The organism is Gluconobacter cerinus (assembly GCF_002723935.1).
Taxonomy (GTDB): Bacteria; Pseudomonadota; Alphaproteobacteria; order Acetobacterales; family Acetobacteraceae; genus Gluconobacter; species Gluconobacter cerinus.
The window spans coordinates 402,960-422,844 of sequence record NZ_BEWM01000002.1; the positions used below are offsets into that span (position 1 = coordinate 402,960).

The following is a 19,885-nucleotide window of genomic DNA, read 5'->3' on the forward strand; positions in this document are numbered from 1 at the left end:
ACATGACCACACGCTTCCGCGCTTCCCTTGCTGCCCTCGCTGCCACGACCTTTCTGGTCGCCGCTCCCGCTGCCATGGCGGATAACGGAGCCATCAAGCCGCAAACCAATGTTCAGGCGCTGCCCAACTTCGTCACTCTTGTGAAGCAGGTGAAGCCTGCCGTTGTTTCCATCACGGCACACATCAAGGCCGATGTTGCCGAGCAGGAAGAGAACGGCCCAGGCGGTGATGGCGGCGGAATGCAGGGCTCGCCTTTCCCGTTTCCCTTCCCGTTCCAGATGATGCCGCAGCAACAGCAGCAGAACCGCACGGTGGAAGCTCGCGGATCAGGCTTCATCATCTCGGCTGATGGTTATGTCGTGACCAACAACCACGTTGTGAATGGCGCCACGAAGGTGACGGTCACGCTGGATGACGGGACCACATTGCAGGCCAAGATCATTGGCCGCGATCCGAAGACGGACGTGGCTCTTCTGCGTGTGAAGCCAACAGGCAAACTGCCGTTCATTGACCTCGGTGATTCTGATGATGTCCAGCCGGGCGAATGGGTCGTTGCCGTCGGCAATCCCTACGGTCTTGGCGGAACCGTGACGGCAGGTATCGTCTCGGCTCTGGGCCGTGATCTGCATTCCGGCGCGTATAACGATTTCATTCAGGTTGATGCGCCGATCAACCACGGCAACTCCGGTGGCCCGCTGTTCACGCAAGATGGCAAGGTCGTGGGCATCAACTCCATGATCATTTCGCCGAACGGTGGTGGCTCAATCGGTATCGGCTTTGCCATTCCGTCCAACACGGTGCGATCTGTCGTCGATCAGCTTGAAAAGACGGGTCATGTGACGCGTGGCTATTTCGGCATCGAGGGGCAGGATATTTCTCCGACGATGGCTCAGGCGCTCAACCTGAAGTCCCCGGAGCCCGGTGCTCCGCCGCATGGTACGCTGGTGGCGTCCGTCTCCAAGGGTAGCCCGGCTGAAAAGGCTGGTATCAAGAGCGGTGACGTCATCCTGACGCTGAATGGCCATCCGGTGAAGAACGGCCATGATCTGGCTGTGAAGGTTGTCTCCATTGCACCAGGAACAGACGCTACGGTGAACCTGCTGCGTGACGGCAAGCCGATGGATGTGAAGTTCACGGTGGGTAACCTTGCCAACCAGGATCATGGCAGTGGCGGTGCAGATAGCAGCCAGTCCGCCGGTGCTGGCAAGCTTGGTGTGTCTCTGGCATCCCTGACGCCGCGCGCCCGACAGGAACTGGGCTTGGATGACAGCGTGCAGGGCGCCGTCGTTGCTGACGTTGTTCAGGGTTCTCCGGCTGATCAGTCTGGCATTCGTCCGGGCGACATTATTGTGGCCGTGGGAAATCACGTCACGCCGTCTCCGAAGGCTGTGGTAGCGCAGGTGCGTGACGCTCTGTCTCGCAAGCAGCCCCCTCTGCTACGCATCCTGCGTGACGGGCAGCAGCTCTTTGTTGCTGTCTCGCCTGATGGTTCGGATGATGGCAGCTCCGGCGACGATCTCCAGTAATTCTCGTATCGGGTTTTACGAAACAGAGCGGGGGGACAGATGTCTCCCCGCTTTTTTTATGGTTGCCACAAGGGAAGGCGTCAGAGTTCTGTAACTGGACAGAAGGCCCGAGATAAGTTTTTCTGAGCCGCAATTGGCGTTCGTGCGTTACGGTCGCTTAAAACGCGGATCTGTTAAGGATTTTGGATTAATGGCCAATATCAGCCCCCTCGCCGGAAAAACGCTCGATCAGTCGCAGTTGACGGATATATCGGCCCTGATTGCCGCTTATTATGATCGCAAGCCGGACGTCTCCATCCCAACCCAGCGTGTTTCGTTCGGTACTTCCGGACACCGTGGTTCGTCTTTCCATACCAGCTTCAACGAAGGCCATATCCTCGCTATCTGTGAAGCAATCTGTCGGTATCGCAAGGCGGAAGGCATCGATGGTCCGCTCTTCATTGGCATTGACTCGCACGCCCTGTCGGCCCCTGCACAGCGCTCGGCCATTGAGGTTTTCGCGGCCCACGACATTGATGTCCGCATTGACCAGAACGATGGCTACACGCCGACGCCCGTCATTTCCCACGCCATTCTGACCTACAACAAGGGCCGCACGACGGGTCTGGCCGATGGTGTGGTTGTCACGCCGTCCCATAACCCGCCGACGGATGGTGGCTTCAAGTACAATCCGACGAACGGTGGTCCGGCAGATACGGCCGTGACGAAAGCCATTCAGGATATGGCGAATGACCTGCTGGCGGATGGCCTGAAGGACGTAAAGCGCCTGCCTTACGACGAAGCCAAGAACGCACCGTCCATCAAGCGCTATGATTACGTCACGCCGTATGTGGCCGATCTGGAAAACGTCATCGACATGGCGGCCATCCGTGATGCGGGCGTGAAGATTGGTATTGATCCGCTGGGTGGCGCTGCCGTTGGCTACTGGAAGCCCATCGTCGAGAAGTACGGCCTGAACGCTACGATCGTCAGCGATGTCGTGGACCCGCAGTTTGCGTTCATGACGGCAGACTGGGACGGGCAGATCCGTATGGACTGTTCTTCGCCGTATGCCATGGCGCGTCTCATCAAGATGGGCCAGGATTTTGACGTCGCGTTCGCCAATGACACGGATGCAGACCGTCATGGCATCGTGGCCATGCCGGATGGCTTGATGAACCCGAACCACTATCTGGCTGTGGCGGTTTCGTACCTGTTCCAGAACCGCCCCGAGTGGAAGCCTGATCTCGGTGTCGGCAAGACGCTGGTGAGCAGTGGTCTGATTGATCGCGTTGTCGCGGATATGGGCCGTAAACTGGTCGAGGTGCCGGTCGGCCTGAAATGGTTCGTGCCGGGCCTGATGGATGGCTCGCTAGGCTTTGGCGGCGAGGAAAGTGCAGGCGCAACTTTCCTGCGTCGTGATGGTTCAGTCTGGACGACCGACAAGGACGGCCTCATTCTCGGTCTTCTTGCTGCGGAAATTACAGCCAAGACGGGCAAGAACCCGAGCCAGCATTATCACGAGATCATCGCTCGCCTCGGCACGCCGTACTATGCGCGGATCGACGCGGCGGCGAACCCGGAGCAGAAGGCCAAGCTCAGCAAGCTGGCGCCTGAGCAGTTCCCGCTTGAAGAACTGGCTGGTGACAAGATCATTGCCAAGCTGACGAAAGCACCGGGTAATGGCGCGGCGATCGGTGGCCTAAAGGTTGTGACGGAAAACGGTTGGTTCGCAGCCCGTCCGTCCGGCACGGAAGATGTTTATAAAATCTATGCCGAGAGCTTTAAAAGCCCAGCGCACCTGAAGGCCATTCAGGACGAGGCTCAGGCTGCAATTTCCAAAGTCTTTGCGTCTTGAAGGTGTTGCCCTCACAAGCGCAGTAACAACATTGGGCCACCATCTTTAACAAGATGGTGGCCTTTTTTGTGGAACGTCTTTCCCGCCCGGTCAGAAAGGCAGCACGGGCCTTTATTTTGCCGAAAGGCTTCGATGCAACCGTGCAATGGCACCTGGCAGGCCGCGGATTTTCAGAATACGGCCTGTCTCGTCGTGATCTTCGGACAGGACGCGGGCGCTCTCGTAAATCTCGCCAATCAGCCCCTGTTTCGAGTAGGGCAGTACCAGAACATCATCGACCATTTTCGTCTCGAAGAAGGCGATCAGGCTTTCCCGTAAAGCGCTGACATCGTCTGGCCGATGGGCAGACAATGGAATGGCGTCGGGATGCTTTTCCAGCAGTTCAGCGCGCCGGGGGTCATCCACCTTATCCATTTTGTTCAGAACAAGCCGGGATGGCACAATATCCGCCCCGATTTCATGCAGAACACTGCGGCTAACCTCAAGCTGTGCTTCGTAAGTCGGGTCCGAGGCATCTACGACAAACAGCAGTAGTGACGCTTCCAGCGCTTCAGACAGCGTGGAGCGGAACGAGGCGACCAGATCATGGGGGAGCTGTTTGATGAAGCCCACCGTGTCGGACACAAGAATACGCGGACGTGTCTCGGGCTGAAGTGTCCGGACTGTCGTATCGAGCGTAGCGAAGAGCTTGTCCTGCACCAGAACTTCGCTACCGGTGAGCGCGCGCATCAGGGAGGACTTGCCAGCGTTGGTGTAACCCACCAGCGCGACGCGGAGCTGATCCCGGCGTGCAGAACGCCGGTTATCGCTATCGCGTTGTACGGCTTCAAGCTGGGTTTTCAGCTCGGCCAGCCGGTCCCGGATCTTGCGGCGATCAAGCGACAGATTGGTTTCACCAGCCCCAGGCCCCTGCTGTCTGCCGCCACCATTCGAAGATTCCCGCAGGCGTGGTGCAACATATTTCAGCCGCGCCATCTCCACCTGAAGCTTTGCTTCGCGGGTGTTGGCGTGACGATGGAAAATTTCAACAATGACACCCGTACGATCCAGCACCTGTGCGCCGGTAGCGCGTTCGAGATTGCGGATCTGACTGGGTGTCAGTTCGTGGTCAACAATGACAAATTCTGGCTTGCGGGGGCCATCTGAGTCTTCTTCATCGGGCTCTGATGCTTCAACGGTGCCCTCAAAGCGTTTGCGGGCTTTTGTCATCGGGGTCTTGACCATCGGTGTGATGATCCCGCGGCCGCCGGTAATGTCTGCGAGCTCTTCCAGCTTGCCAGCACCAAGGAGCGACGCAGCACCCGTACCTTCGCGCTTTTGCGAGACGGACCCGATGACGTCATAGCCAAGGGTTTTGACCAGTCTCCCCAGTTCTTCCAGGCTGGCTTCGTGTGCGACGTCATCAACGTCAGGGGTCTGGATGCCGACGAGAACGGCGAGCGGAATGGGGAGCTTTGTTTCCATTCGCCCTTACATAGCACGGATTATGACAACGCCATCGAAATGCATGGACGGCGTGACTCACTGTTTCGATGGCGCGGAACACGACGCATTTTCTGCACGTTTCTGACGAAGTTTGTTGTCTGGGACTGGGGGGTGCGGCATGAGAAGGCACAATCAGAAACCACCCCTTTGCCGTCAGCAGGTCCGTACAGATGTCAGAACACGCCCCAATTGGTCTCGAAAAAGAAGCCAGAACCGTCAGGGCATTGACCCATTCGGGCAATTTTCATGCCGATGAGACGCTGGGTTACGCCATTCTTCACTACGCTCTTTCGCCGAAAGGCAGCCTGGGTGGCCGTGTGCTCGGTGAGGACGCAGACGACCGCCTGCAGTTTGTTCGCACCCGGTCGCCGGAGCGTATTGCAGAAGCCGATATCGTTTTTGATGTCGGCGGTATCTTTGATCCGTCCCTCGGACGCTATGACCATCACATGAAGGACAAGCCCCTGCGTGATGACGGGACGCCGTATAGCGCTGCGGGTCTGTTGTGGAAGGACTACGGCCACGCTGCCATCCGCAATATCGTGACGACACCGGTAACCGAGGAGATGGTTGTCGCCATCTGGCAGTCGCTCGACAAGTCGCTGATCATTCCTGTCGATCAGGATGACAATGGCGTAGCCAAGATGGGCAAGCTGTCTCTTGCGGACATTGTTTCTGCGTGCAGCCCAGCATGGGATACTGCGGAGCTTTACGGAGCGCAGGAAGCCAAAAAGCGTGAAGCTTTAGGGTTTGCGAATGCGGCAACGGTCGTCGCATCCCATCTGGTCAATATGGTTGACCGTGTACGGGCCAGCCTCAAGGCCGCTAACCGCGTTGTGGAAGCTTACGAGGCTGCAGAAGACAAGCGCATCCTTGTCATGGAAACAGGAATGCCCACGGAAAAGGTCATTTTCGAGCGGGATCTTCCCGTTGTGTATGTTGTCTCTCCAGCAGGCCCGGAGCAATGGAACGTGAAGGCCATTCCCCCTGTGCGCGGCGATTTCGGGCAGCGTGTGTCACTGCCGGAAGCCTGGGGTGGGCTGGAAAAAACTGCGCTAGCGACAGTTTCGGGCGTTCCGGATGCAGTTTTTGCTCATCCGGCCCGTTTCATCTGTGGTGCGGGAAGCCGGGATGGGGCCATCACAATGGCGCGCCTGGCGTTGGAAATCGATGCGGCTCTGAAATCCAAAGCTGGTTGATCATCGTCAGTAGAAAACCGTTGATCCGGACAACAATGCCCGGATCAATGTCTAATCTGTAAATGCCGGTTCAGGCTGCAATTTCTGCAAGCAGCGCGTCCACATCTTCTGGCCGGGTGTAGTAACTCGTGACCAGACGAATCAGTGTGCCAGAGACGTCTTCCGGTGTAGGCCAGCGGTAGAATGTGTAGCCCACAGCCTCCAGATCTTTCAGAACCAGATCTGGCAGAATGACGAAAACCTCGTTGCTCTGCCGCTCATAAGGCATCTGGGCCGCCGGATGGCGACGAAGCCCATCGACGAGGCGCTGGGCCATCTGGTTGGCATGCGCGGCGTTCTGGAGCCACACATCGTTTTCCAGCAATGCGTGAAGCTGCGCACTCAGGAAGCGATGCTTGGACCACAGATTGCCACTGCGTTTGATGCGACGCAGAAACTCTTTAACCAGTGGGCGTGTCCGCCCATTGAGGAAAAAGACCACGGCTTCCGCCGCCATTGCGCCAGCCTTGGTGCCTCCGAAGCTCAGAACATCCACACCTGCTTTCCACGTCACGTCTGCTGGAGAGCAGCCAAGATGGGCCACCGCATTCCCCAGGCGCGCGCCATCAAGATGTACGCTCAGGCCATGGTCGTGTGCGATGCGCGTCAGTGCGGCCAACTCCTCCAGACTATAGACAAGTCCCCATTCGTTCGCCTGTGTGAGTGACAGGGCCTGAATGACAGGGCTGAGAATGCCGCTTTCCTCATTATTCCTGAGAACGGCAGGCATTGTCGCCGGGTCCAGCTTTCCTTCTGCGGATGGAATGCAGACCAGCTTGGCACCATGCATGTAGAATTCCGGGGCGCCACCTTCATCCGTATTGATATGGGCGCTCTGGTCGCACAGCACGGCTCCGTAAGGTGAGACCAGTGCGGAAAGCGCGATACTGTTGGCGGCAGTTCCAGTCGCGATCGGGAAAACAGCCACTTCCGTCTCGAAGATGTCCCCAAACCGTTTGTTCAGGGATTGGGTAAGATTATCCGCTCCATAAGATCCAACACTGCCCTCATTGGCGGCCAGCAAGGCTGCCATGACTTCAGGGCAGATGGGGGTAACATTGTCACTGGCGAAGTTCTTGCGTATTTCCTCGGACATAAAACCATCCTTTTCCTGCGCACGACGCGGGCTGTAGCCTGAATCGTAACTGAAACTGCAGCCTGTTGCCATCCGGAGAGCCCATGAGCACGTTTCCCCCTGAACTGGCCGGCAAACTCATAGATGGCAAAGGTATTGCCCGGTCTCTGACAGACCGTATCGGCCGTGAAGTTTCCAGCTTTATCGAGCAGGGCAATGCCGTGCCGGGTCTGGCGGTTGTTCTGGTCGGCAACGATCCTGCATCTGAAGTCTATGTGAAGAACAAAGCCATTCAGACGCACCGTGCTGGCATGCGCTCCTTCATGCACATGCTGCCGCAAAGCACGAAGCAGGAAGAGCTTCTGGAGCTCCTTGCACAGCTGAACGCGAACCCGCAGATTCACGGTATTCTCGTCCAGCTTCCGTTGCCGCCCCAGATTGATCCGGTTGTCGTGACAAATGCGATCGCGCCGCATAAAGATGTTGACGGGCTGGGTGAAGTGAATGCCGGGCGCCTGTCTCTGGGCATTGACGGGCTCGTCCCCTGCACGCCGCTGGGATGTCTTATGCTGCTACAGTCTGTTCATAAGGACATGACGGGCAAGCATGCGGTGGTGATCGGGGCGTCCAGTCTGGTTGGAAAGCCCATGGCGCAGCTTCTGTTGAAGCAGAACTGCACGGTCTCGGTCGCGCATATCCATACGCGGGACACACGAGCACTGGCACGTGAGGCAGACATTCTGGTTGTGGCAACCGGCAAGCACGGGCTTGTTCGCGGAGACTGGATCAAACCGGGCGCCACCGTCATTGATGTTGGTATTACGCGCGTCCCGACGCCTGAAGGCCGGACACGACTTGTGGGAGATGTTGCTTTTGAGGAAGCGCTCCCGATTGCAGGCCATATTACGCCTGTTCCGGGTGGCGTTGGCCCAATGACCATTGCCTGTCTCCTGCACAATACGCTTCAGGCGGCGCGCGTTACACAGGGGCAAAGCAAGGGTGAAGCCCTCTGATGCGTGTTTCTGTTGAACTGGTTCCCCGTTCGGAAGACGCGCTGTTTGATGATGTGGCGGTGGTACAGAAAGTGCTTCCGCAGGTTGGTCTTCTGAATATTCCAGACCTGATTCGTTTCGACCTGCGCAGTGACGATGCTGCTGCACAGGTTAACCGTCGGTCAGGCATGGATGTGATTCCGCATATTCGGGCAATTGATATTGCTCCCGACGCACCTCTTCCGGGTGCAGATCGTCCAGAATTGAAATCCGTGCTTGTGGTGGCAGGCGACCCATTGCCTGCGGGAAGTGATCGAGTTTCCTACCCTAATACTTCTGCGGAAATTATTGCGCGGTATCGCAAGGAAGCGCCACATCTGGAAGTTTACGCGGTATTTGACCCTTACCGCCGGGCTCCCTGGCTGGAGCTGGAAGATATCGCCCGGAAGAAAGACGCCGGGGCTTGCGGTTTCTTTACTCAGCCGCTGTTTGATCTGCACATGCTCCAGCTCTCCATGGACTGGTTGCGGGACGACACGGTGTTCTGGGGCGTTTCACCCGTCTTGGGCGAACGGTCCCGGCGATACTGGGAGCGCGTTAACCATGTGGTGTTCCCCAAAGACTATGACGATACCCTTGAAGGGAACGTGCATCTTGCGCGCCAGATGCTGACACTGGTGCGCGAAAAGAACGACAATGCCTATCTTATGCCTCTGAAAGTTGATCTGGCATCTTATCTGGGCGGCCTAGGTGATATTATAACGGGGTAGGAACTAACGAGCGGAGATCATAGCCCGGATGCGCGTATGCCTTTTTCTCTTACCCCTTCTGGGAGGCGCGCTGGTTCCGGCCGCTCTTTCGGCCAAAACCCTATCTGACCCGGCTCCGGTTTTTGCTCCGCTGACACTGCCTGATGCCCCGAACGTTTATCGTTCGGGCTCTGGTCTGCCCGGACCACAATACTGGCAGAACCGAACGGATTACGTCATTCGATCCCGCATCGATACGCAGGCGCATGTCCTGCATGGGGCCGAAACCGTCACATACAGCAACAACAGCCCGGAAACGCTGGACGTTCTGTGGGTTCAGTTGGAGCAGAACCTCTATCGTACAGACTCACGGGCCTCGTTCTGGGGTAAATTCCCATCGGGTGGTCATCATACTGCCGGCATGGAAATCGAGCGTGTTTCCATTGTGCAGGGCGGCCGTGAAGTTGATGTCACGCCGCTGATTACCGACACCCGGATGCAGCTTCGACTACCCCGAGCTCTGGATGCTCATGGCGTCGCAGTCATTAAAATCGAGTGGCACTATACAATTCCGGGAGAATGGGGAGGTCGAACGGCTGTCACCCCGTCTCGCGAGGGCGAAATTTACGAGATTGCTCAATGGTACCCGCGCCTGAGCGTGTATGATGACCGCGCGGGATGGAACACTCTGCCTTATCTCGGGCAGGAGTTTTATCTGGAATATGGCAACTTCGATTACACAGTCACTGTTCCGTGGAACTTTACGGTCGTCGGGTCCGGGGCACTCCTGAATCCGGAGCAGACCCTGACGACGACCGAGCGTGCGCGACTGGCTCAGGCAGCGCAGAGTGACAATCGCGTCATGATCCGGACCATTGATGACGTGACAGATCCGAAAAGCCATCTCAGGCAGTCTGGCGAAGTGTCCTGGCATTACGTTATGCGCAATAGCCGCGACGTGGCCTTTACGGCATCGCCTGCGTTCCTGTGGGATGCTGCTCGTATTAACCTGCCGCCGGTTGCGCCCTGGGCCAATTATCGTCCGGTTCCGCGGCTGGCGATGTCCGTTTATCCCCGCGAAGGCATTGGCCCGCATGGATGGGACCGCTCAACGGAATACGTCAAACATGCCATCGAGTATTTTTCGTCTCAGTGGTACGAATATCCATGGCCAAATGCCGTCAATCTGGGCGGCCACGGGGCCGGAATGGAATATCCGGGTATCGTTTTTGACGGCATGAGTGACCGGGACCCGGAGCTCTTCTGGATTACGACGCATGAGTTGGGTCATGACTGGTTCCCGATGATTGTGGGTTCTGATGAGCGGCGTAATCCGTTCATGGATGAAGGGTTCAACACCTTTATTGATGCGTATGCGTCAGATCATTTCCACAACGGGGAATTCGCGCCAAAGCGGGACCCGGAATTTGCTCCAAAAACGGGCAATCCTGCGCAGGATATCGTTCCTGTCCTGACGGATTCAAAAGCGCCAAACCTGATGGCGGGGGCCGACGAGGTCTCCGAAACCTACCGCCATAGCGTTGTCTATTTCAAAGGGGCTTACGGGCTGAAGCTTCTGCGAGAGCAGATTCTCGGGCCTGTGCGTTTTGACGCTGCCTTCCGTCGCTATATTGCCGTCTGGGCTTTTCATCACCCATCGCCCTCGGATTTTTTCCGCTTGATGAGCAGCGAAGCAGGTGAGGATCTCTCATGGTTCTGGCGCGGATGGTATTTCTCTAACGCCGCGTCCGATTACGCTGTTGGAACCGTGGAGCAGAAAGGAACAGACCCTGTGTCTGTACAGGTTCTGAACTACGGCACCCTGCCTCTTCCTGTTGTTCTGCGCGTCGAATATCAGGACGGAACAACGCTGGACCGCCGTATCCCGACGGAAGCTTGGCGGCAGACCAGCGATTTGAAGGTCACGTTTGAAGCACATGGCCCGGTGAAGGCCGTAACGCTTGATCCAGACCATGTCATTCCGGACATTGACCGCAGCGATAACCGTAAATGACACGCCACCATTCCTGACGTGCAATGTGTGTCAGGAATGGAAAAACTCCCATGTCCTGCCAAAGGCATGGGAGGAGTAGTTTTCACCCGACCATTTGAATAGCTGCGCGAGTTTCGTTGGATGCCGCAGGTCCCGCATATGGTGAAGGGGCAGCAGACGCTGACAGACCTTCAATCATATCCCTGTTGATATCAATGAGAGCCTGAAGGGATGTATCCGAGTTCAGCGCAACATTGGCGTAACGCATGGACCAGGTTCCAACGGTCGTCAGGTCTTTGCGCAGAATGGCATCCAAAGGGCAGTCCGTCCGCTGGACCCCCTGCATCAGAATGCCCCAGAGTTTGAGATTGGCAGACAATGCAGCCTGCCGATCTGAGCGTGTTTTTGCGGCCGAAAGCAGCCCATTAACGTGTCTGAACGCCATGGCTTCCACTTCTCGTGGCGGAAGATAGGTGCCGGACTGGTTCTGGTATTGTGACATGCCATAGGTCACGGACATGATGCTCCTTTACAAAAGGACTGTTTCAAAAGGCTCCCGGGGAAACGGGAAACTTTTGGAACAGTTCAGGAAGGGGCGCTGGCTTTCACCAGCGCCCCGCCGACATCAACCGCGGAAGAGCGACATGATGTTGGAAGACTGCGAATTCGCAATCGACAGCGACTGAATGGCCAGCTGCTGCTTCGTTTGCAGGGACGTCAGTTTGGCGCTTTCCGCTGCAAGATCAGCATCCGTCAGAGCGCCCACACCCGTCGTCAGGGCATCCGACAGCGTGCTGTTGGACGTCTGAAGCTGTGTAACGGTATTGGAAGCCACACCAATGCTGGAAGAAATGCGGCTCATCTTGTTGATGGCGCCCGTGACAGCAAGCTGTACGACATTCGTGCCAGTGGTGGAGGCAATCGAGACAGGTTTCTGAATGCTGGCACCCACAATGCCATCACCTAGTGTCAACGTTGTGCCCTGAGCCACGCCCGTCAGCTTGCCGCTTGAGTTTGTCAGGCCCGTGGCCGTTGCCAGTGAGGCTGTGTAGCTGGCTTCTGTTCCATCTGTTGATGTGACAGCATCGAATTTGGTTGTCTGGTTCGTCGTTGTATTTGTAACGGTGTAAGAACCAGCGGACCCAGTGACAGTATAACCCGTCGTTGCAGTGGTAGCAGAATTTAGGGTGCCATCGGCAGCGATGCTGATCTTATGATCGCTATCCGTTGCGCCAAGAATTGCGTTGATGCTGTCGGTCATTGCCGAAGCCGCATTATCAGACAGCGGGCTGCCAGCACTTGCTACGTAATTGGTGACGTTTCCAGTGCTGTCGGTAGCGGTGAGCGCTGTATGACCGTCAACATATGCTGCAGAAGACGGAACTGACAGGGTCGTTGTTGCTGCGCTGCCGTTGGAGAGGTTGACGCTGGAAGAATCCAGGTTGCCGCCAGCGACTGTCAGCGTGCCGTCGTTTTCCAGCTCTGCGCCAAATCCGGCGTTTCCAATGGCTGTGACAAGAGTGGAAAGTTGATCGGCCTTCGTGTTCGTTGCGGAATCCGTGCGTGCGCCGCTGATGTTGACGTCCACGATATTGGTCATGGCTTTTGCATTGCCATTCGCATCGAGGTCCGCAGCCTTTGTGACACTGTAGGCCATGTTGCCACTGGCGTCAGCTTTGGCAGAAATGGCGTCCCCGTTTTTGAGCGTATAGACCGTCGTACCGTCGGACTGATTCTTCGACGTAGCGCCATCAATGCTCAGAGCGCCGTTTGACCCAACAGTTACGGTCGCTGCCGTCGTCAGTGCATTGGAAATCGCCGATCCAACTGCTGAGGATGCCCCCTTTGCTGAGGAACCCGGCTGAGAATCCATTACGAAAGACGTTGTAATGGCCGGGTTGGCAGCAGTTGCACTGGAGGCGCTCGCTGCAGACAGGTTCTTCAGTGTCAGGCTCGTCGCTGTGGTACTGTCGCCGGTGCCCGTGATGCTCATGGCCGTGGCATCAATGGTTGCGCCCTTCATGTCTGTGCTCAGACCCTGCAAGCCCAGACCTGTCGAGGTGGCATCAGCGCCATTCAGCGTGAAGAGGTTTCCGTTGATGTCCTGAGCAGCAGAAATCTGCGTGTACTTCACACTGCTGCTGGTTGAACCGGATAGCAGGTTCACACCCTGGAAGGTGGAGTTCGAAGTCGCCACATCAACCTGGGACAGGTAGCTGCTCAGCTGGGTGTTCAGCGTATCCTGATTTTCACCGTTATTGGCAGCGTTCGTCACGGTCTCGGAGATGTTGCTCAGGACGGTCGAGATAGACCCGGCCTGCGAAGAGGCCGTGCTGAGAACCTGCCCAGCGAACTGAAGACCTGTCGAGACACCGGACAAGGCCGAAATCTGGGAATTCATTGTCTGGGAAATGGCGTAAATGGCCGGGCTGTCAGAGGCGGAGCTGACGCTCTTGCCCGTGGACACGGCGTTCTGCGTCTTGCTCAGCTGGTCCGTCGTCTGGTTCAGGACCTGAAGAGCCGACATGGCGGCTGTATTTGTATTGATTGACATGGACATCGAGACATTCTCCGTCGGTGCAGTTTTGCTCCTTCACGATAGGCCTCGAATGGTTAAGGGAACCTGAATCTTCATCTTTAAAAAACGGTGACAGGGTTTGACAGGAAACAGGCAAACAACCGGTAAATTTTAAGCAGTTCTTGCATTTTATAGGCAGGAACGAAATAAGAACAATGCATGAAGAAATCTCTGTCTGAACGTCTTGCGATTCTGTCCGATGCGGCAAAGTATGATGCGTCCTGCGCGTCCAGTGGATCGACGCGCCGGGACTCTGCCAAAACAGGAGGTCTGGGCTCCACGACCGGGAACGGCATCTGTCATGCCTATACGCCGGATGGGCGTTGTATTTCGCTGCTCAAGATCCTGCTGACCAATTTCTGCGTTTATGACTGCGCCTATTGCATCAACCGCTCGTCCTCAAACGTTGAGCGGGCGAAGTTCACGCCTGATGAAGTGATCTGGCTGACGCTGGAGTTCTACCGTCGGAACTGCATTGAGGGGCTTTTCCTGTCTTCGGGGATTATCCGGTCATCCGATCATACGATGGAGCAGCTTGTGCAGGTCGCGCGGGACCTGCGGCTCAAGCATGGTTTCCGCGGATATATCCATCTCAAGACGATCCCGGATGCGTCTCCCAAATTGCTGGAAGAAGCTGGGCTTTATGCGGATCGCTTATCGATCAACGTCGAAATGCCGACAGAAACGGGCCTGAAGGATTACGCGCCGGAGAAGGATGCCGGAAATATTCGCCGCGCGATGGGGGATATGCGTCTCAAGATTGATGCAGCTAAAGAGAAGACACATACAGGCAGGCGGGCAGGGCGCTTTTCACCGGGCGGCCAAAGCACACAAATGATCATCGGGGCAGATGCCGCGACGGATCAGGATGTTCTGGCCAGTAGCTCAGGCCTTTACGGGTCTTACGGTCTGCGCCGCGTTTACTATTCAGCCTTCAGTCCCATTCCGGATGCTTCGGCGATCCTGCCTGTACGTAGCCCACCACTACAGCGGGAGCACCGGCTGTATCAGGCAGACTGGCTGTTCCGGTTCTATGGCTTTGATTTTGGCGAACTGACAGCATCACGGCCCAATGGAATGCTGGATCTGGAAATTGATCCCAAGCTGGCCTGGGCTCTGGATAACCGCGCGCAGTTTCCTGTGGACCTGAATCTGGCCTCCAAAGAAATGCTGCTACGGGTTCCCGGGCTCGGGGTTCGGACCGTTGCCGCGTTGCTGTCTGCGCGAAAGCACACGACAATCCGTCTGGAAGATCTGGCGCGGCTAAACGTCTCCATCAAAAAGGTGCGTCCGTTCGTCAAGGCATCCGGATGGAGCCCCGCGCGTCTGACGGATCGTCAGGATTTGCGCACTCTTTTTCTGCCGGCTCCACAGCAGATGCGGCTTCTGTAAGTGCCGGTTACCGTCAGGCTCGCGGATACCAGCGCGTTTGAAGGCTGGCGCGAAAAGGCCAGAATGGCGCTTCAGCGTGACATTCCTCCAGACCAGATCCTCTGGCGCTATCCTGAGGCCGATCTGGATCTGTTTCACGCGGCTGAAAATCAGACGTTTGAGGGCGAAGTCGTGCGGGATGTTCGCCTCAAAGCGTCGAGCCTGCCCCTTTTGAAAGATGTTCTCTGCCACTCCAGCGCCGATCGGTTTGCATTGGCTTATCGGTTGCTCTGGCGTCTTCAGAGTGATCCGAACCTGTTGTCGGTGGTGACAGATCAGGATGTGGCGCAGGCGCGTCGCATGGTGCATCAGGTTCGCCGGGCGGCCCATAAAATGACGGCTTTTGTGCGCTTCCGGGAGCAGGGAACGTCGGAGACGGGTCGGCGGCGTTTTCTTTCCTGGTTTGAGCCAGACCATCATGTGCTGGAAAAAGTCTCTTCTTTTTTCGCGGGCCGTTTCGCAGATATGGACTGGATGATCCTGACACCGCGCGGCTCTCTGCGATGGGATGGCAAGACGGTACATTGCTCTTTCGAGCCCTGTGAAAAGCAGGTGCTTGATGATGACGTGGATCAGCTCTGGCAGACCTATTACGCCTCGACTTTCAATCCTGCCCGTGTCCGGACGAAAGCGATGCGCAATGAAATGCCGCGGCGTTACTGGCATAACCTGCCAGAGGCTAACCTGATTCCCCATCTGGTGGCTCAGGCGGAAAAACGCGTGGCTGAAATGGCAGCGCAGGAGGCTCTTCCCGCGCCTAAATTTCATCAGGCTCTGCAGAATCGCCAGAAAGCCGCTCCGGCTGCAGTGCCAACAGCAGGCAGTTGGGCAGATCTGAAACAGCAAATTCGCACCTGTCAGGCCTGCTCGCTTCACTGCCATGCTACGCAGGCGGTCCTTGGGGAGGGGCCTGAGACGGCAAAAATTATGCTGGTCGGTGAGCAGCCGGGCGATCAGGAAGATCTGGCTGGGCGTCCTTTTGTCGGTCCCGCAGGCTCTCTTTTAAAGGAGTGTATGGCGGAGGCGGGCGTTGAACCCCCGGCCCTCTACATGACGAATGCTGTAAAGCATTTTAGGTTCACCACGCGTGGCAGACGGCGCATTCACCAGACGCCTGGCGCAGAGCATGTTCAGGCGTGTCAGCCCTGGCTGCGGCAGGAAATAGCCTTGGTTCGGCCACAGCTTGTCGTGACGCTTGGGGCGACAGCATTGCGCGCAGTTGCGGGGCCTTCGGCTCAATTGAAAGACTTTCGGGGGCTGATGCATGAGGACGCGCAAGGCGGACACCGTCATCTGAGCCTCGCGCATCCATCATGGATTCTGCGTCTGGGACCAACCGAGCAGGCCGAGCAGGAACGTCAGCGCCTGATTGAAGGTCTGAGAAAGATGCAGACCGCCCTTTAAGGGTAACATTCTGCTCAGGCGTTGCGTGGAGACCCTTTCAGGATAAGAAAATTTCGTCTCACGGATGAGCGCACGCAAGGAAAAATCTTCCCGGCCTGAAAGGAAACGCATCAGTTTTTTCCGGCTTGAAGACGGCCATACAATATGTCATGGATGACCGAACCGATCGGTCAATCGGCCTTTTCATGAGGCCATTTCATTCAGCCGGTCACTTCGGACAGACCCGTTTAAAGCGAGAGAGACGATATGGCGCAGGGCGACCAAGCGCAGGCCGAACAGCAGTCCGGAGCGTCCGGAAAACCGCAGAAAAAGCGCAATCCCCTTGTACGGGTGCTCTTGATCTGTCTGGTTGTTCTGGTGCTGGTAGGGATTGGTTCATACCTCTTCCTGACCCGCAATAACATCGAGACGGACGACGCCTATACGGCCGGTCGCAAGATCGCCATTGCGCCGCACGTGAATGGGTATGTGACGCAGCTGCTGGTGAACGATAACCAGTATGTGCATCGCGGTGATCTTCTGCTGACCATTGATGACCGCGACTACGCGGCATCCCTGCACAAGGCACAGGCGTCAATCCAGCAGGCACAGGCCAACATGCAGGCCTATCAGCTGATGGTTGAAGTGGCGCACAAGAACTTCCCGGGTCAGCTCGTAACGGCTCAGGGCAGTCTTTCTGCCGCTCAGGCCCAGCTGACGAAGGCTGAAGCAGATTACAAGCGCCAGCGCAGTGTTTCACGTGCCGCAACGTCCCAGCAGGACATTGACTACGCTCGTGCAGCTCTTGAAGAAGCCAGAGCCCGTGTCATGCAGGCGCAGGGTCAGTTGACGCAGGCTGAGCCGGTGAAGGCCAATGTCGCGAATGCGGATGCCCGCGTCTCGCAGGAAGAAGCCAATCTGAAGTCTGCCCAGGCATCTCTGGAACAGGCTGAGCTCAACATGGAATGGACGCAGGTTCGCGCGCCTCATGATGGTTGGGTGTCCCAGCGTAGTGTCGAGCGTGGCAACTTCGTCCAGACCGGCCAGCAGATGTTCACGATCGTCCAGCCAGAAGTCTGGGTTGTGGCCAACTACAAGGAAACACAGCTGACCCACATGCGCCCGGGTCAGAAAGTGGACATCGAAGTTGACGCGTACCCACAGCTTAAGCTGCAGGGCCACGTGGATTCCATTCAGCTTGGCTCGGGTGAATCCTTCAGCACCTTCCCGCCAGAAAATGCGACAGGCAACTTCGTGAAAACGGTGCAGCGTATTCCGGTGAAGATCCTGATCGACAGCGGTCTTGATCCGCAGCTGCCACTCGCTCTTGGTCTTTCCGTCGTTCCTACGGTCTATGTGAAATGAGCGATACTGCCGGGCATCAGGACTGGAAACCCAGTCATAATCCGTGGGTTGTGGCCATTACGGTCACGCTGGCGGCCTTCATGGAGGTGCTGGACACCACCATCGTCAACGTGGCGCTACCGCATATCGCGGGATCGCTCGGCAGTTCCTATGACGATGCCACCTGGGCGCTGACGTCCTATCTGGTGGCAAACGGTATCGTTCTGACGATTTCCGGCTGGCTTTCACGCCTGTTCGGGCGCAAGCGCTACTTCCTCATCTGTATTGCGATGTTCACCGTCTCGTCCTTCCTGTGCGGTCTGGCGACATCTCTGCCCATGCTGGTGGTCTTCCGACTGATGCAGGGCTTCTTCGGTGGTGGCCTGCAACCCAGTCAGCAGTCCATCATCCTTGATACCTTCCCGCCCGAAAAACGTGGTGCAGCCTTTGGCATGACCGCGATTGCGACCATCGTTGGCCCGGTTCTCGGTCCGATGCTGGGTGGCTATCTGACGGACAACTTCTCCTGGCGCTGGATTTTCTTCGTCAACGTTCCCTTTGGTATCCTGACGGTCATGGCCGTAACGGCTTTCGTTGAGGATCCGCCATGGGAGCGGAAGAAGCGTGAAAAGGTGGATGTGATCGGTATCAGTCTCATTACGCTGGGGCTGGGCTGTCTTGAGGTCATGGTCGACCGTGGCGAAGATGATGACTGGTTCGGCTCGAACTTCATCATCACCATGGCTGTTCTGGGCGTGATCGGTGTGCTCGGTGCCATCGTCTGGCTCTGCTATGCCAAGGACCCGCTGGTGAAGCTGACGGTTTTGAAGGACCGCAACTTCGCAACCGGCATGTTCCTGATCTCCATGGTGGGGGCGACCCTCTACTCGTCCGCCATCATCGTTCCGCAGTTTGCACAGCAGGTTCTGGGTTATACGGCAACGACGTCCGGCCTTCTTCTGGCACCAGGTGGTGTTGCCATCATCATTCTCATCCCGTTCGTCGGGCGTCTGATGAAGGTCATCCAGTTGCGGTATCTGATCGCATTTGGCTTCTTCTTCATGGGCATGGCGATGTTCCAGGCCGCCAACCTGTATGCCGGAATCGATTTCAAGCATCTGGTCTTCTACCGAATCACCCAGACTGCTTCGCTCGCATTCCTCTTTGTGCCGATTTCCACGATTGCGTATTCAACGCTGCCACGTGAGCTGAACTCTGACGCGTCAGCCCTGTTCAGTATGGCGCGAAACTATGTGGGCTCGATGGCCATTTCCCTGGCCACGGCAGCCATCATTGAAACGCGCCAACGGCACCAGAACTACGTGACGGATAACATGACGCCGGGGCGGCAGGAGTTCACGAACTATATCAATCATGCGCAGACCGTTGGTGAAGCGCATGGCCTGACGCCTGCGGCCGCGCATACGTTTGCGATCCATCGTCTGTTCATGGACTTCACGTCCCAGATCTCGATGCTGGCCTACAACGAGGTGTTTCGCTGGATCGGCGTCATCGCGATGTTTGTTGTGCCGCTCTGCTTCCTGCTGTCACCGAACAGCACGAAGAAGACGAAGCCGGCGGGAGGTCACTGATGATGCGGGCCGTAGATCTTCATGAAGGAATCTGCCGTGATGTTGGCCAGTCGGCTGATGGCTTCCGGGCTGTCATCGACGGGCAGCATGAGCCGGCGGCGATGCACGATACGCGCCTGACACAGGATCATAAGCTGTTCGGCAGCGAAATCCGGGTCTTCGATCTGGAGCTCGCCCGCATCCCGGCGGCGACGCAGCCAGTCGGAGAGGTTGTTCAGGGTGCGCCCAAAACCGTAGCGCCAGAAGGCGTCAGCAAGGTTCGGGAATTTTCCCGCTTCGCCAACGATGATGCGATACAGGTCCATGGACGTCGAGTGGAGCATCATTTTGATGGCAGTTTCCGTCAGGCGGCGCAGACTCGTATGAACGTCCGGCCCATCCTCTCGGGAAATGGCCTCAATAGCCGCCAGTTTGGTTTTGCTGCGCTCTTCGAAGAACGCGGAGAAGAGCGACGCCTTACCATCGAAATGATTGTAAAGCGTGCCCTTCGAAACACCGGCCTCCCGCGCAATCTGCGACATGGACGCGCCTTCATAACCGCTTGCGAGAAAGACCTTTTCCGCTCCTTGCAGAATCTGCTCGCGCTTGGCGCGCATCTGGCACAGAGATGCGCTGGCCTCGTCAGGCATACTCTCGGGGCGGTCAGTCGGCGTGCTGGTCAT

The 19,885-nt window shown here is 57.0% G+C and carries 15 protein-coding genes; 10 read left to right on the forward strand and 5 right to left on the reverse strand.

Going from position 1 to position 19,885, the window contains the following annotated elements; genetic code table 11:
- Window positions 1-2: 2 nt before the first annotated feature.
- Together GCE01_RS05820 and pgm are read left to right on the forward strand one after the other, a co-directional pair.
- A complete protein-coding gene (locus tag GCE01_RS05820) occupies window positions 3-1,526 on the forward strand; it encodes a Do family serine endopeptidase (RefSeq protein ID WP_086633495.1) in 1,524 nt (507 codons plus the stop codon).
- A gap of 190 nt (window positions 1,527-1,716) precedes the next feature.
- The gene (pgm, locus tag GCE01_RS05825; protein WP_099211624.1) at window positions 1,717-3,363 is read left to right on the forward strand and encodes a phosphoglucomutase (alpha-D-glucose-1,6-bisphosphate-dependent); all 1,647 of its coding nucleotides are present in this window, start codon (window positions 1,717-1,719) and stop codon (window positions 3,361-3,363) included.
- 111 nt (window positions 3,364-3,474) lie between these two features.
- On the opposite strand, the gene hflX is transcribed toward pgm, so the two are convergent.
- The gene (gene hflX / locus GCE01_RS05830) at window positions 3,475-4,827 is read right to left on the reverse strand and encodes a GTPase HflX (protein ID WP_099211626.1); all 1,353 of its coding nucleotides are present in this window, start codon (window positions 4,825-4,827) and stop codon (window positions 3,475-3,477) included.
- Between the two features lie 191 nt (window positions 4,828-5,018).
- Between hflX and GCE01_RS05835 the strand changes: the two genes are divergently transcribed.
- Window positions 5,019-6,047: an MYG1 family protein gene (locus GCE01_RS05835; RefSeq protein ID WP_099211628.1), complete on the forward strand. Its 1,029-nt coding sequence runs from the start codon at window positions 5,019-5,021 to the stop codon at window positions 6,045-6,047.
- Window positions 6,048-6,117: 70 nt separating this feature from the next.
- Here the strand turns inward: GCE01_RS05835 and GCE01_RS05840 are convergent, their stop codons facing one another.
- On the reverse strand, window positions 6,118-7,182 hold the full coding sequence (locus GCE01_RS05840) for a threonine aldolase family protein (protein ID WP_099211986.1): 1,065 nt from the start codon (window positions 7,180-7,182) through the stop codon (window positions 6,118-6,120).
- Window positions 7,183-7,265: 83 nt separating this feature from the next.
- On the opposite strand from GCE01_RS05840, the gene folD reads away from it, so the two are divergent.
- From folD to GCE01_RS05855, 3 genes are read left to right on the forward strand one after another with little or no spacing between them, the layout of a single operon-like run.
- The gene (folD, locus tag GCE01_RS05845; RefSeq protein WP_086633491.1) at window positions 7,266-8,174 is read left to right on the forward strand and encodes a bifunctional methylenetetrahydrofolate dehydrogenase/methenyltetrahydrofolate cyclohydrolase FolD; all 909 of its coding nucleotides are present in this window, start codon (window positions 7,266-7,268) and stop codon (window positions 8,172-8,174) included.
- On the forward strand, window positions 8,174-8,923 hold the full coding sequence (locus tag GCE01_RS05850) for a 5,10-methylenetetrahydrofolate reductase (RefSeq protein WP_099211630.1): 750 nt from the start codon (window positions 8,174-8,176) through the stop codon (window positions 8,921-8,923). Before folD ends, GCE01_RS05850 begins: the two co-directional genes overlap by 1 nt.
- A gap of 28 nt (window positions 8,924-8,951) precedes the next feature.
- Window positions 8,952-10,916 carry a M1 family metallopeptidase gene (locus GCE01_RS05855; RefSeq protein ID WP_099211632.1) on the forward strand — a complete coding sequence of 655 codons (1,965 nt, stop codon included), beginning with the start codon at window positions 8,952-8,954 and terminating at the stop codon, window positions 10,914-10,916.
- An 82-nt stretch (window positions 10,917-10,998) separates the two neighbouring features.
- Here GCE01_RS05855 and GCE01_RS05860 read toward each other — a convergent pair whose 3' ends face one another.
- Window positions 10,999-11,415, reverse strand: coding sequence for a flagellar biosynthesis regulator FlaF (locus GCE01_RS05860; protein ID WP_244591101.1), 417 nt, complete (start codon window positions 11,413-11,415; stop codon window positions 10,999-11,001).
- A 105-nt stretch (window positions 11,416-11,520) separates the two neighbouring features.
- Window positions 11,521-13,449 (reverse strand): flagellin N-terminal helical domain-containing protein, encoded by a 1,929-nt coding sequence (locus GCE01_RS05865; RefSeq protein WP_244591102.1) that lies wholly within the window; start codon window positions 13,447-13,449, stop codon window positions 11,521-11,523.
- 183 nt (window positions 13,450-13,632) lie between these two features.
- Between GCE01_RS05865 and GCE01_RS05870 the strand changes: the two genes are divergently transcribed.
- The 4 genes from GCE01_RS05870 to GCE01_RS05885 all read left to right on the forward strand — a co-directional run bounded on the left by GCE01_RS05870 (window position 13,633) and on the right by GCE01_RS05885 (window position 19,223).
- On the forward strand, window positions 13,633-14,865 hold the full coding sequence (locus GCE01_RS05870) for a putative DNA modification/repair radical SAM protein (RefSeq protein WP_099211636.1): 1,233 nt from the start codon (window positions 13,633-13,635) through the stop codon (window positions 14,863-14,865).
- Window positions 14,866-16,308: a UdgX family uracil-DNA binding protein gene (locus tag GCE01_RS05875; protein WP_099211638.1), complete on the forward strand. Its 1,443-nt coding sequence runs from the start codon at window positions 14,866-14,868 to the stop codon at window positions 16,306-16,308. It begins immediately after the preceding gene.
- 246 nt (window positions 16,309-16,554) lie between these two features.
- Window positions 16,555-17,652 carry an HlyD family secretion protein gene (locus GCE01_RS05880; protein ID WP_046900655.1) on the forward strand — a complete coding sequence of 366 codons (1,098 nt, stop codon included), beginning with the start codon at window positions 16,555-16,557 and terminating at the stop codon, window positions 17,650-17,652.
- Window positions 17,649-19,223: a DHA2 family efflux MFS transporter permease subunit gene (locus tag GCE01_RS05885; RefSeq protein WP_099211640.1), complete on the forward strand. Its 1,575-nt coding sequence runs from the start codon at window positions 17,649-17,651 to the stop codon at window positions 19,221-19,223. The genes GCE01_RS05880 and GCE01_RS05885 overlap by 4 nt, the downstream gene beginning before the upstream one ends.
- Here the strand turns inward: GCE01_RS05885 and GCE01_RS05890 are convergent.
- A complete protein-coding gene (locus GCE01_RS05890; RefSeq protein WP_099211990.1) occupies window positions 19,217-19,885 on the reverse strand; it encodes a TetR/AcrR family transcriptional regulator in 669 nt (222 codons plus the stop codon). The two genes, GCE01_RS05885 and GCE01_RS05890, sit on opposite strands and share 7 nt — an antisense overlap.